At 35.4% G+C, this 13,639-nt stretch carries 9 protein-coding genes and 4 pseudogenes; 11 read left to right on the top strand and 2 right to left on the bottom strand.

The window, feature by feature from the left end:
• The first annotated feature begins 184 nt into the window (after window positions 1-184).
• The 3 genes from JN080_RS18780 (at window position 185) to JN080_RS18790 (ending at window position 2,010) form a co-directional block, all read left to right on the top strand.
• Complete coding sequence (locus JN080_RS18780) at window positions 185-577, top strand: OsmC family protein (protein ID WP_256237513.1); 393 nt, start codon at window positions 185-187, stop codon at window positions 575-577.
• A 127-nt stretch (window positions 578-704) separates the two neighbouring features.
• Window positions 705-1,397, top strand: coding sequence for a response regulator transcription factor (locus JN080_RS18785; RefSeq protein ID WP_256237514.1), 693 nt, complete (start codon window positions 705-707; stop codon window positions 1,395-1,397).
• A gap of 28 nt (window positions 1,398-1,425) precedes the next feature.
• A complete protein-coding gene (locus JN080_RS18790) occupies window positions 1,426-2,010 on the top strand; it encodes a peroxiredoxin family protein (RefSeq protein WP_256237515.1) in 585 nt (194 codons plus the stop codon).
• Between the two features lie 377 nt (window positions 2,011-2,387).
• Here the strand turns inward: JN080_RS18790 and JN080_RS18795 are convergent.
• Window positions 2,388-3,881: pseudogene (locus JN080_RS18795) on the bottom strand (transposase); the annotation flags it as partial.
• A gap of 205 nt (window positions 3,882-4,086) precedes the next feature.
• Here JN080_RS18795 and JN080_RS18800 point away from each other — a divergent pair.
• The 4 genes and pseudogenes from JN080_RS18800 to JN080_RS18815 form a co-directional block, all read left to right on the top strand.
• Window positions 4,087-4,490 (top strand): annotated as a pseudogene (locus tag JN080_RS18800) (aldehyde dehydrogenase family protein); the annotation flags it as partial.
• A gap of 197 nt (window positions 4,491-4,687) precedes the next feature.
• Window positions 4,688-6,219 (top strand): annotated as a pseudogene (locus tag JN080_RS18805) (amidohydrolase).
• A gap of 156 nt (window positions 6,220-6,375) precedes the next feature.
• On the top strand, window positions 6,376-7,248 hold the full coding sequence (locus JN080_RS18810; protein WP_256237516.1) for a YitT family protein: 873 nt from the start codon (window positions 6,376-6,378) through the stop codon (window positions 7,246-7,248).
• The gene (locus JN080_RS18815) at window positions 7,220-7,846 is read left to right on the top strand and encodes a peptidase dimerization domain-containing protein (protein ID WP_256237517.1); all 627 of its coding nucleotides are present in this window, start codon (window positions 7,220-7,222) and stop codon (window positions 7,844-7,846) included. The genes JN080_RS18810 and JN080_RS18815 overlap by 29 nt, the downstream gene beginning before the upstream one ends.
• A 190-nt stretch (window positions 7,847-8,036) precedes the next feature.
• Here JN080_RS18815 and JN080_RS18820 read toward each other — a convergent pair whose 3' ends face one another.
• The gene (locus tag JN080_RS18820; protein WP_256237546.1) at window positions 8,037-9,128 is read right to left on the bottom strand and encodes an RNA-guided endonuclease InsQ/TnpB family protein; all 1,092 of its coding nucleotides are present in this window, start codon (window positions 9,126-9,128) and stop codon (window positions 8,037-8,039) included.
• Between the two features lie 423 nt (window positions 9,129-9,551).
• Between JN080_RS18820 and JN080_RS18825 the strand changes: the two genes are divergently transcribed.
• The 4 genes and pseudogenes from JN080_RS18825 (at window position 9,552) to pruA (ending at window position 13,584) form a co-directional block, all read left to right on the top strand.
• Complete coding sequence (locus JN080_RS18825) at window positions 9,552-10,922, top strand: sigma-54 interaction domain-containing protein (RefSeq protein ID WP_256237518.1); 1,371 nt, start codon at window positions 9,552-9,554, stop codon at window positions 10,920-10,922.
• 199 nt (window positions 10,923-11,121) lie between these two features.
• Window positions 11,122-11,253, top strand: a complete 132-nt coding sequence (locus tag JN080_RS18830) for a hypothetical protein (RefSeq protein WP_256237519.1) — start codon at window positions 11,122-11,124, stop codon at window positions 11,251-11,253.
• A 243-nt stretch (window positions 11,254-11,496) separates the two neighbouring features.
• Window positions 11,497-11,612: pseudogene (locus JN080_RS29925) on the top strand (YitT family protein); the annotation flags it as partial.
• Window positions 11,613-12,039: 427 nt separating this feature from the next.
• A complete protein-coding gene (gene pruA / locus JN080_RS18835; RefSeq protein WP_256237520.1) occupies window positions 12,040-13,584 on the top strand; it encodes an L-glutamate gamma-semialdehyde dehydrogenase in 1,545 nt (514 codons plus the stop codon).
• Window positions 13,585-13,639: the final 55 nt, after the last annotated feature.

Raw genomic sequence — 13,639 nt, forward strand, 5'->3', positions numbered from 1 at the left:
TGGTATTCCATTAAAGGGCTAGATTGTGGAGGAAACCGAAAGAGTAAGAATACTAATTAAATTAAGTATTTAAATGTTCCTTTTAAACGGGGCTATTTAGCCCTATTTTTTATTTTTCTCTTCTTAACAGTATCTTAACAATTCTTTGGCAATATTAAATTAAACAAAAATAGAGGGGAATAAAATGTTTGAATATGAGTTAGAAAATGGTGTAACTAACCTAAATACAAAATATGGAGCTTTAGCCGTATCATCAGACCCTTCTCAAGGATATAAACCAATAGAATTGTTGGTATCATCAATTGTTGGATGCAGTGGAGGGATTTTAAGTAAAGTATTAGAAAAAAAGCGAATTAAAGTTAATACGATTCGAATAAAAACAAATGTTGAAAGAAACGAACAGGAAGCAAATAAGGTAACAAGAATTAATCTCCATTACATCATTGAGGGGGAGAATATTTCAAAAGAACAAATAAGGAAATCACTTAAAGTTACTTTTAAAAATTGTGCAATGATACAAACAGTAAAAGGATGTATCTCCATTAATGAATCGTTTGAAATAATTAACTTTAAATAATTTAACAGACAAATTAATGTTATTACATTATAGACTAAGGGGATTATACATTAGAACAAAGTAGCCAATGAATAAAGAAATGATGACTGAACTAATCAACAGTATTGATTAAGAAGTGGTGTTGAAAATGAATAATCGAGGAAAGTCAATTCTTGTAGTTGATAATGATTTGGAAATTCGTAGACAAATTAAACAAGAACTTGAAAGAGCAGGTTTTCAGGTTTTAGAAGCATCAAAGGGTACTGAAGCAAAAGACATTTTTTTAACGTATGATCCTTGTTTTGTAATTTTGGAGATTGCTTTGGATGATTTAAACGGTTTTGAACTGTGTAACTGGATTCGAACTAAGCAAAAAAGCGAGATACCTATTGTTTTTGTTTCAAGATTAACAAATGATGAAGATAAGATAAGAGGTTTAAAGATAGGTGCAGATGATTATATGACAAAGCCATTTAATTCGACTGAACTAATCGTAAGAGTTGAAACTGTATTAAGGAGAACCTCCCATCGTTGTAACAAAATCACCTATAGAGGAATTACGCTTAAACCTTTAAAGGGTGATGTTAAATATCTAGGGGCTACCATTCCATTAACTCTACACGAATTTAAATTACTATATTTCTTAATGAGACATCCAAATCAAACCTTATCTAGATTACAGAGCTTAGATGAATTATATCCAGATGATAATAAATTAGTTTCGGAAAGAACAGTCGATGTTCATATTTTAAAGCTAAGGGAAAAGTTTAAAGTTTACTCTGGTGATAAAGAGTTCATTGAAACAGTTCGTGGAATAGGGTATCGGTTTATAGCATTTTAGTTATTTCTTGAAAGGCGTTGTGTCTTAAATGTGGAAAAAAATTTTGTTCTTTCCTTTATTATTTGGGCTTCTGTTTTTAGGGGACTTCTATTATCATAAATCGAATCAAACATTAAGTAAACGGACAGACATTAATATAGTTAAACCCAGCATTTCAGCAATAGAAAAAGATATTGCAAAAAAAGGACCTCAAGAGGGAAGCATGGCTCAAGATTTTGAATTAGAAAATGTAGATGGGAAAAAGGTGAAACTTTCGGATTATAAAGGAGAAAAAGTAATTTTGAATTTTTGGGCAACTTGGTGTCCGCCATGCAAATCTGAAATGCAAGATATTGAAAATTTTTATAAAAAAAACAAAGGTAATAAGGTAGTGGTATTAGCTGTTAATTTAACGAATCTTGAAAAAAACAAAAATAATATTCAACAATTTATAAAAGCATACCACTTAACATTTCCTGTTTTATTAGACAGCAAGGGGAGTGTAGCAAATTTATATCAAAGCATTACCATTCCAACTACCTTTATAATTAATACGACGGGAAGAATCGACCAAAAAATAGTTGGTCCGATGAAAAAAGATCAGCTTGAGACTTTGATATCTAAAACAAAATAAAAAGATTTCAATTCATTCCCTTTCTCACTTCATTTATGACCAATTGCTGTACATTGGTTTGGTGTTATTATCGGTTGTGATCATAAAGGTATAAAAAATTAAAAATAATAATTGCGGACATTGTTCTTGAAATTTCTACCCCCTAATCATTTAACAAAATCTAATTAATTTTGTAAAAACAATTTTTATTAAATGATAACAGAGGTCCAGTTATGAAAAAAGTTTGGCCAGAAAAACTTACCTGTTACTCAATTTCGAGTTGCAAGACCTGCCAATCAATTACAAAGTTAATAGTTGTCAACACTATTCAAAATGAACAAATAACCTTCCTCATCTTCAAAACTGGAAGGTTTGTTTTGTAATGTTAAATATAGTTTTTAAGCCAATTCCTGGAAGGCGGTTTTGTTCTTTAAAAGCGCATAAATCAAGTGTAAAAGCTTATTAACACAAGCGATAATTGCTACTCTATAGGGTTTACCCTCGTCGCGTTTTTTATCGTAAAACTCTCTTAATTTTTTATTTCGAGGAATAACGGTATCACTCGTCTTCTGTTTTCGGACATCTCGAATTCCACAGTATACAGCCATATATAATGCCTGCCTTAACCTTCTAGATCCTCTCTTTGTTATACGATTTTTGGTTGCTGTAAATCTCCCGGAAAAGTAAACGCTAGGATCTATTCCCGCAAAGGCAACTAACTTTTTAGGGGAGATTAAACCGATCTATTTCTCTTATTTCGGAAATGATTGTTGCCGCAATCTTTTCTCCAATACCAGCATTTCCGTGCCAATCATAATCTTGAAAGGATTGAATTACCTCGTTGGCTAAGCCCCTTACATTCATTTGAAAACGTTCATTATATTTTTCAATAAATTGCTGGACTAATAATGGAATATCTTCCTTGCGTTCCTTTAAAGGAGGAATAAAGATTGTAACGACCCCAAGCCGATAATAAAGATCCTCCCGAAGATGATTGTTTTTAATCGCCTCGGTTGGTTCTTCATTCATATTAGCAATAACCCTTACATTTACCGGAATATCTTTTTTGTCGCCAACGCAGCGAATGGCTTATTCCTGCAGAACCCGGAGCAGCTTCCCCTGCAGATTTAAAAATTAAGTGAGTTAATCTTATCAAGCAGCAATGTACCGCCGTTTGCCTTTTCAAACAAACCTGGTTGGTCGATAGCGCCAGTAAACGCACCGCGTTTGGTGCCAAACAAGAGGCTTTCAATTAAATTATCAGGCAATGCCGCACAGTTTTGCGAAATAAATGGTGCTGAAAAGCGGTCACTGGCATTATGAATGCTTTGCGCGAAAAGTTCTTTTCCTGTCCCTGTTTCCCCAACAATTAAAACATATGAGGAGGTACGGGTTGCCCGTTTTGCTTGGTCGATCACCTGTTTAATAATAGGGCTTTTCCCAATGATGTTATCAAATGTAAACCTTGGTGCACCTTTAGAATTCATATTCCCTTTCATCAGGCGTTCAAGCTTTGTTACGTCATGGGCAATTTCCACAGCACCTTGAATATGGCCATCTTGCATAATGGAAATGGTATTGTTTATGGTTGTTATTTCCCGTCCCTTATTATTAAAATAAGTTTGTTTTACATTTGTTGTTTCTTTGCCCTCCTGCAGTACTTTTACAAGCGTACTGGCTTGGCCCTCTTTAAACATAAAAACGTCCAACAGTTTTTTATGCATCACATCACGGCTATCCATTGATTCCGATTTCATCATTTTCTTGTTATAGACAATTGTCTTTCCAGCTCTGTCTACCGCATGAACTCCAAAATCAATTTTATCTAAGATCTGTTTATACATTTCATTGATATATTCTAAATATTGAAGGGTCTTTTCTGAATTTTCCATGAGGCTCATTTCCTTTATTACGGGTCTGTATGTTAAACCAAAATGCCTGCCGAAGGCAAAATATTTTTGCAATTTGCGAAAAATAAAAAATTTTGCGCAATTTTTTTGGCGGTAAAAATGAAAAAAACCTTATTTTATCAAGAAGTTAAAGTTGGTACGAAACTTGCATATAAAAATAGTGAAATCATCAATAGGAGGGAAAAAAATGAAACCTTATTCACATGAACCAACGACAGATTTCTCAATTGAAAAAAATAAATTAGCTTTTCAAGAAGCGCTTTCACACGTTGAATCACAGATTGGAAAAGATTCCAGTTTTATTGGTGGAGAGAAGATTTTTACTGAAGATAAAGTTGTCTCTGTCAACCCGGCAAATAAGACGAAGTCATTGGCAGTGTTTAAAAAGCAGACCGTGAAATAGCTGAAAGAGCAATGCAGGCAGCGCTTGAAACATTTGAGACTTGGAAAAAATGGAAGCCTGAACATCGGGCCAATATCCTGTTCAAGGCTGCAGCGCTGTTGAAACGCTGCAAACATGAGTTTTCTGCTTGGCTGGTAAAAGAAGCAGGTAAACCATGGGTAGAAGCTGATGCTGATACAGCTGAAGCATCGCTTTGCACCTCCGCTTATCATAAAAAAAGAAGAAATTGATTGGGCAGTTGATCGGATTAAATAGGTTTTATCATAAAAAATGTCTGATAAAAACTAACAATAGTATTTATTTGAATATGGAAAAGGGCCTCCAATTTTGGATAACCGTTTACTAAAGTCTAAGAAAACATTGTGACAAACAAAGGAGGAATTTTATGACAAGAAAGATCTATACGAATGGAATGTTCTATACACTTGATGTAAATCACCCTATTGTAGAAACAGTAGTTGTGGAGAATGGAAGAATTATAGATTTAGGTTTGCATGATGATATGATTTTGCAATGGGGGAGGGCAGGGACAAACATTGTTGATCTGCCAGGTAAAATGGTATCTCCAGGTTTGATTGACAGCCATCTTCATCTTTCTTGTGTTGCTTTTAATTTTTTGGACTTAGATTTAACTGGGATTTCATCAAAGACAGCGATGCTTGAAAAGATACGAGAAAAGGCTGCAACAGTTCCCCCAGGTAAGTGGCTTATCGGAATGGGATGGGATGGGAATCTCTTTGATGATAGGACGATTCCAACGATTGTGGAATTAGATTATGTTGCACCACATTGTGGTGTTTTTCTAAAAAGGATTTGCCATCATGCGTTTTTAGTGAATAGTAAAGCCCTTGAAATGAGTGGTCACCATCAATCGATAGAAATTCCAGTTAGTGGAACAATCGTTCTTGATCCAAGTACTCAAAAGCCAACTGGACTTATTCTTGAAACAGCGTCAAAACTTATTACAGATTGTATTCCAGATAAAACATATGAGGAATTAAAAAATGGGTTAGGCCAAGCAATGAATTACGTAATTAAACGTGGTATAACAAGTATTCATACAAATGATCCGTTATATTTAGGCGGTTTGGGCCAGACGTACAGACTATATGAGGAATTAATTAATCATGAACATAAAAAGTTAAGATGTAATCTACTTATTGACTATCCATTTCTTAATGAATTAAAAGAGAAAGAAATGTATGCGGGTTATGGAAATTAGAGATTACAAATAGGTGCAATCAAAATGTTTGCTGATGGGGCATTAGGAAGAAGGACAGCTTTACTTTCAAAAGCTTACCATGATGCACCTGGGCATTATGGGGAGGCAATGCATGATAAAGCAGAACTTTTTGAGATGTTTAAAGAAGTAAGAGATTACTCCATGCCAATTACTGTACATACAATTGGTGATCAAGCCTTGGAAAATGTTTTAGACATAATGGATGAACTGCCAAAATTGACAAAAAGAGACCGAATCATACATGTATCTCTCATTAGAGATAACTTAATTCAGCGCTAAGCAGATCCAAGCAGAATTGCGGATATCCAGCCAAGATTTATAGTGGGTGATTTCCCGTGGGTAAAAGATCGGCTTGACGAAAAGGGTAACAGATTATATGCATGGAAAACGTTACTTTCTGCAGGAGTTTTGTGTGCAGGTGGTTCTGATGCACCTGTTGAACCTGTTGATCCTTTATTAGGTATTCATGCGGCAATTACAATAAGAGCAGGTTGTTTACCGTTGGAGGAGCCTATGCTACAAATGAGGAGCATCTAAAGAGAACGTTATCTAGAGGTAAATTGGCTGATATGACTGTATACTCAAACAATCTTTTCTCGATGAAAGATGCAGACGAACTCTTGAAAACGGAAATTGAAATGACCATTATTGATGGTGAAATTCAAGCTGTGTAAACAGTAACATAAATTCAGAAAGTAAAAAAAGAAGTTTGTGCTTCAACAAAAATTTTGGCTTATGATGTTGAACATAGATGATGAAGTAACAACATAGGGGAGTAATTCTACCATCCGACTAGTTTAGCAGTAAATTTCAACAATGGAGGTTCACATATGTTTAAAGGGGTAAAATTATCAAATGTCTTCTTCATTTTGCTGGGCGCAGCTATTTTTTCTTTCGGGCTTGTTAATTTTAATATGCAAAATAAATTAGCTGAAGGTGGGATTACAGGAATCACTTTGTTATTATATTTTTTATTTAAAATCGACCCATTCCTATCAAATCTAATATTAAACATTCCGTTGCTTTTTATTGGTTGGAAATTACTTGGGCGCACGTCATTTATCTATACAATTCTGGGTGTGTGCAGCGTATCGTTATTTTTGTCCATCTTTCAACACCATCAACTGAATATGCCTTTACATCATGATTTAACACTTGCTGCTTTGTTTGCGGGTGTATTTGTAGGTACAGGGTTAGGAATTATTTTTCGTGGTGGTGGAACAACAGGTGGTTCAGACATTATTGCTCGCCTTGGTAAAAAGTATTTTGGTTGGAGTTTAGGGAGAACCATGTTTATCTGTGATTTGCTCGTTATTGTCCTTTCTGGCATATTTTATCTCAATTATAAAGAAGCGATGTATACGCTTGTAGCGGTATTTGTTGGAGCGAAGGTTATTGATTTTATACAAGAAGGTGCTTATTCTGCAAAAGGGGTAACCATTATATCTAAATTAAATTCAGAAATTGCGGAAAAGATTATGGAAGAAATGGAACGAGGAGTGACTATTTTAAACGGAAAAGGCTCTTACTCGAAAAAAGAATTAGAGGTTTTGTACTGTGTAGTAAGCAGGAATGAAATTTCTCGACTAAAACAAATTATTGCCTCAATAGATCCTCATGCTTTTGTAACGATCAGCGATGTACATGACGTACTGGGCGAAGGCTTTACATTAGATGAAAATAAAAAGCCAATTGCAATGTGAATTTTTAATAAATAGCCAAGAATATTTAGACGGCTTTTTCCTTAAAGTACAGGGAAAAGGCGGGCACAGTTCTGAACCTCAAAAAGCCATTGATCCATTGATGATCATTAATGCGGTCTACACTCAATTAAATAGTTTAGTAGGCAAAGAAGTAGATCCAAGAGAAGTGGCTGTTCTTGTTATCGGGAAGATGGGAGGCGGGACGGCTGCAAATATTATTCCTGATACTGCACATCTTGATGCCACTTTACGCACATACAATCCGAATGTTAGGAACCATCTATTAAAAAGAGTCCCGGAGCTTATTGATACAACTGTTAAAATGATACGCGGTACCTATAGTCTTGAGACGGTCTCAACTCCTTCATTATTTAATAATAAAGAATTGTGTGAGCAAATGGCACCGTATGTAAAAGAAGTCATTGGTGAGAACAATATGGAGGTCAATAAGGAGCCGTTGGCGGGCACAGAAGATTTCTCCTATGTCAGCAATCTTGTGCCAGCGATGTTTAAGTGGGCGGGAGCCAATGGATTGGGAGAAAAAATTATCCGCTCCATAATCCGAACATCGTATTCGATGAAGGTGTTATTCCGTTAGGTGTAGCTGTCGTAGTAAATGCTGCTGTGAATGACCCCTCCTTAACACCCTTTCGGGTTGTTTTGAAGAAGGGGCTTCCTGATTCATCAACCGTAGCATAGTGGGGGTTTCCCACTATGTCTTACACAATCTCCACAGGCGTAGATTATACTGTTCGGACACAACCTTGCCCTACAGTAGTGATTGATATTCAGTTTGCCACAAGCAATTTTTCTAATGCCTTTTGTAGGATGTTTAATGCAGCGTTATAGTCCCGATCAATCACCGTCCCGCATTTTGTGCAAATATGAGTGCGAATAGAAAGAGACTTCTTTACTCGATTGTTACAACAAGAGCAATCTTGAGAAGTGAATTTTGGTTCTACCTTGATAAGCATACCACCATTTCTTTCACATTTATAAGCAAGCATGTTTCGGAACATACCCCAACCAGCGTCGGAAATAGATTTAGATAATTTCCTGTTTCTGACCATGTTTCGGATATTTAGATTTTCTACAGCAATAACCGAATAATCTTCTGCTAAGTTGAAGCTTAATTTGTGAAGAAAGTCTTTTCGTTGGTTCGCAACTTTTTCATGGAATTTCCGAACTCGCTGTACTTGTTTGATGTAGTTTGCAGAACCCTTTTTCTTTTTTGAAAGTTTACGTTGCGCCTTTTTTAGTTGTTTTTCCTTTTTTCGAAGAAATCTGGGGTTATCATACTGTGAACCATTCGAAAGGACTGCATATTTATTGAGTCCAACATCTATTCCTATTGTGTTATTTGTATCAATAGAGGCTGGTAACGCTTGTCTTTCGACAGAGAAAATAGCGTACCATCTTTTACCTTGACGCTTAATGATCAGTTGTTTGATTGTTCCATCTAATGGTCTATGAAGGAGAAGATCAATTTCACCCAGCCTTTTATTGAATAACTTACCGCTATCAGAAAAGGACATGGCCATTCGATTGCCTTTTTCATTCACACCAAATTGAGGAAACGTCATACTCGTATAATCTTTATACTTTTTCTGTTTGGGGTATTTTGCATTTTTTCGAAAGAAGTTTTCAAATGCTTTTTGTAATCGAACAAAAACTTCCTGCAAAGGCTGAGAAGGAACTTCTTTTAGAAACGGATACTTCTTTTTATCTGAGGTTTGTTGTTTTTGCATGTCATAACGATTGTAATTCTCTCTATTTTGCTTATATTTATGTTCTTTGTCTAAGAGGGCAGAATTATAGGTTTGACGGCAGTATTGTAGCCAACGATCTAACATTACTTTTTGTTCTTCGGTTGGGAAAATCTCCTATTTTTGATTCAACAACACTACCATCACCTCGAACTATATATATGTTTAATTATACCAAATGAAAAGGAAAGAGAACAAATGTTTTGTCTTACACCAACCGAAATTCATCCCCTCCCTAACCATGGGCTTTGCCCTTCACAGGTTTGAGGAAGGGGAATTCTTTCGGGATTCGTTAAACTGGATAAATAATTAGAAACTCAATAATAAATTTTCTAAATGAAGATACCTTTTTACTTAAAAAAGCGATAGTAAAAAGGTATCTTTTCTAGTCTATTAAATGACTGTTCTCTGTATTTTTCTTTAAATTTGATTTATCCTATTATAATGATAATGTACTTTGGTATAATTTATCTAAAAACAAACTGAAATAATGAAAGTATTCTTCCTTTAATATATAGGGAGAGGAAGGGCGAAATCTTGGGAATAGATATCAGAAATATCAAAAGATTAATGGACTATGATAATATTTTAGTTGTCGATGAAAAAGGAATAATCATTTTTTTTGATCTAGCCGATTTGAATGTTCTTAGAGAAATTGGTCTTAGACCTGAAGAATTTATGGGAAAACATATTACCTCATTTTATGAAAACCTTACAAATGAAAACAGTACCATTATGAGAGTAATAAAAAGTGGTAAAGCCGAAAGCAATGTTAGACAACAGTTAGTTACAAAAAATGGAAATCATTTCGAATCGATAAGCTCCACATATCCGATTATTGACAACAATAAAGTGATTGGAGCAATTGAGTTCGCAAAACACTATTATTCCAAGAAAAATATACAGTCGTTGGATAAAATGGCAAGTCATAAAGTTTATCGAAAAAATAATACCATCTATACTATGGATAATATTATTACTGCCAATCCAAACATGAAAGCCATTAAAGAAAAGATAAGAAAAATTGCGAAAACCAATTCTAGTGTATTAATAAATGGAAAAACAGGCACAGGAAAAGAGGTTGTTGCTCAGTCGATACACAACTTAAGTGACCGGTATGGTTCTCCTTTTCTTTCAGTAAACTGTGGAGCGATTCCCCCTAACCTTCTGGAGAGTACTTTGTTTGGTACAGTAAAAGGGAGTTTTACAGGCGCCACAGACATGCCAGGATTGTTCGAACAAGCTGAAGGCGGAACATTATTTTTGGATGAAATTAATTCTTTAGATTTTTATCTTCAGGTGAAACTGCTTAAAGCGATTGAAGAAAAAATGATAAGAAGGATTGGTGGGAATAAAAATATTTATGTTGACATAAGGATGATTTCGGCGACGAATGAAGATCCGGAAATCCTGGTTTCTGAAAAGAGATTACGGGAGGATCTTTTTTACAGGTTGGGAGTTGTCCAAATTGATTTGCCTACTTTAGAGGAGAGAAAAGAGGATATTGAACCGCTGGTTGAATATTATATACATTTTTACAACAATAATATGAATATGTATATCAAAGGTGTCAAGCCTGAAGTGTTGGAATGTTTTAAAAGATATTCCTGGCCGGGAAATATAAGAGAATTAAAGAATGCGATTGAAACGGCTTATAATAATGCTGAGTCCAATCAAATCTCGTTGGAAGATATTCCTAAAAGAATTAGCAAACATCATGAAGCACCTTTGCCTAATCATAAGGGCACTAAAGAAAGTACGTTAAAAAACACGATCCAGGAATTGGAGAAATCCATTATCGCTAGTGAATTGAAAAATACAAATGGGAAGTTGACAGATGCGGCACTCCGTTTAGGAATTTCAAAACAATTATTAAAGTATAAAATAGAAAAATACAAGTTAAGGTAAAAGTTTTTACTTATAGTAAAAATTTTTACCTTTTTTGATTTGTTCAAAAATGCTTCAATAAAACTTTTATGATTATAAACATTGATTTAATTGTTTTTCATGGTTAAATAAAATGATTAATTTCTAAAAAAATTGCATAAAAATTGCATTAAATTACTCATGAAAACGCTAAATATTGAATAAAGGGGGATTGTAAATTGTGGAAAACCAAATAAATGACTCACATCGTGGGCTGAAACGCCGACACATTACCATGATTTCAATCGGTGGAGCAATCGGAACAGGACTGTTCCTCGCTTTTGGAAATGTGGTTTCAAAGGAAGTTTTCTGAGCGGTCCAATGCTTATTTGAATTTTAGTTTATGTTTTAATGAAAAGTCTTGGAGAAATGTCAACTGTTTTAGCTAACTCAAAACGTCCAAAAGTTGATGGTGTTGGATGTCAAAGATTTGATGGGGCTTGACCATCATAATTGTAAAACAGTCCGCCTGCTGTTGATGTGACCCTGTCAGGTATCTCCGATCAGGGTTCTTATCGTTAAAAAGAAAAGCCTGCCAAGGCAATCCTTTTAACCTTTAAAACAAATTATTATTTCAATAGATCCTTAGGCTTTGTAACGATTTGCAATGTATATGAGGTGCTGGGCGAAGGCTTTACATTAGATGAAAATAAAATGCCAATCGCAATGTAAAATTTTAATAATAGCCGTGGAACTAAAACTAATCAGCTAAATGGATTACAATCGTAACATCTTATTAAGAATCTTTAAAGTGAATTTTGAATAAAGTATTTTTTACGCAATTAGTAAAAATATTTTTACTGATTGCGTATTTTTGTATTATATGAATAAATCTTGCTAGATAGGTTAGCTAAATTCATTTCATATCATTTTGATATGGGTAAAATTAAATTTATGAAAATTCCTAGACTATCTATACGTTTATTTAAGCAAAAAAACGATACGGATGCAAAAACATTTTTCATTTGCTGATTGTTTAATAATTTTGTCAAAAAAATTTTGGCACTAGAGAGCAAGAACCCTAGTATTCTAGCTAATACTTGTTGGCATGAAATTTGCATGGATATATAGTGTAGTGACTAATCAACAAGGAGGAACAATGATGAAACCTTATTCACAAGAACCATTAACTGATTTTTCGGTTAAAAAAAATAAACTAGCTTTTCAAGAAGCTCTCGCATACGTTGAAACACAACTTGGAAAGGATTATCCGGTTGTTATTGGGGGAGAAAAGATTTTTACAGAAAAAAAAATAATCTCCACAAATCCAGCTAATAAAGAAGAAGTAATTGGAAAAGTATCCAAAGTAGATAAAGAACTGGCTGAAAAGGCGATGCAGGTGGCATTAGATACATTTGAAACTTGGAAAAAATGGCCCCCTGAACATCGTGCCAATATTTTATTCAAGGCTGCTGCGATCTTAAAACGCCGTAAACATGAATTTTCTGCCTATATGGTAAAAGAAGCTGGGAAGCCATGGGTAGAAGCTGCTGCGGATACGGCTGAAGCAACAGATTTCTTAGAATATTATGGCCGGCAAATGCTTCGCCTTAAAGATGGATTCCCTGTTGTAAACCGCGAAGGTGAGTTCAATCAATATAACTATATTCCGCTTGGAGTCGGAATTATTATTTCACCGTTTAACTTCCCATTAGCGATTATGGCAGGAACAACGGTTGCAGCAATTGTAACGGGTAACACAGTTCTTCTTAAGCCTGCAAATACAACAGCAATCATCGCAGCCAAATTTGTTGAACTAATGGAAGAAGCCGGACTTCCAAAAGGGGTCCTAAACTATGTACCAGGAAGCGGGGCAGAAATTGGTGATTACCTCGTCGACCATCCTAAAACCCGATTTGTTTCATTTACAGGATCCCGCGAGGTAGGCTGCCGTATTTATGAACGCGCTGCTAAAGGACACTCTGGCCAAAAATGGCTCAAACGCGTTATTGCCGAAATGGGCGGAAAAGATACTGTTGTAGTAGATCGTGATGCTGATATTGATTTGGCAGTTGAAAGTATCGTTTACTCTGCTTTTGGATTCGCTGGCCAAAAATGTTCTGCCGGTTCTCGTGCCGTTATTCATCAGGACATTTATGATGAAGTCCTTGAAAGAGCTGTTGCCCTTACAAAAACACTAACAGTTGGTGATCCGGCTGAGGGGGCATACATGGGACCTGTCATTGATGATCGCTCATTCAAGAAGATAATGAACTATATTGAGATAGGAAAACAAGAAGGCAGATTGATGACTGGCGGTGAAGGTGATGATTCTAAAGGTTACTTCATCCAGCCAACTATTTTTGCTAATGTAGATGAAAAAGCACGCCTGATGCAGGAAGAAATTTTTGGACCGGTTCTTACATTCTGTAAGGCTCGTGATTTTGACCATATGATGGAAATTGCCAACAACACAGATTATGGTCTGACCGGTGCATTCATTTCTAAAAATCGTGAGCATATCGAACGGGCACGTGAAGAGTTCCACGTTGGAAACCTTTATTTTAACACGAAATGTACAGGTGCAGTTGTTGGCCATCAGCCATTTGGCGGATTTAATATGTCAGGAACAGATTCAAAAGCAGGCGGCCCTGATTACTTAGTTCTTCATATGCAAGCAAAATCAACATCTGAAAAGTTATAAAAACAGCCAGGAATGCGAAAGGTGGAGGGCATCATCACCGTCCTTCATCTTTCGG

The organism is Bacillus sp. EB600 (assembly GCF_024494385.1).
Lineage (GTDB): Bacteria > Bacillota > Bacilli > Bacillales > Cytobacillaceae > JAEVLT01.

What these genes read in the sequence shown, in the direction of transcription:
- JN080_RS18780 (WP_256237513.1), top strand. Translation starts at nt 185, where the DNA reads ATGTTTGAATATGAGTTAGAAAATGGTGTAACTAACCTAAATACAAAA.
- JN080_RS18785 (WP_256237514.1), top strand. Translation starts at nt 705, where the DNA reads ATGAATAATCGAGGAAAGTCAATTCTTGTAGTTGATAATGATTTGGAA.
- JN080_RS18790 (WP_256237515.1), top strand. Translation starts at nt 1,426, where the DNA reads ATGTGGAAAAAAATTTTGTTCTTTCCTTTATTATTTGGGCTTCTGTTT.
- JN080_RS18810 (WP_256237516.1), top strand. Translation starts at nt 6,376, where the DNA reads ATGTTTAAAGGGGTAAAATTATCAAATGTCTTCTTCATTTTGCTGGGC.
- JN080_RS18815 (WP_256237517.1), top strand. Translation starts at nt 7,220, where the DNA reads ATGAAAATAAAAAGCCAATTGCAATGTGAATTTTTAATAAATAGCCAA.
- pruA (WP_256237520.1), top strand. Translation starts at nt 12,040, where the DNA reads ATGATGAAACCTTATTCACAAGAACCATTAACTGATTTTTCGGTTAAA.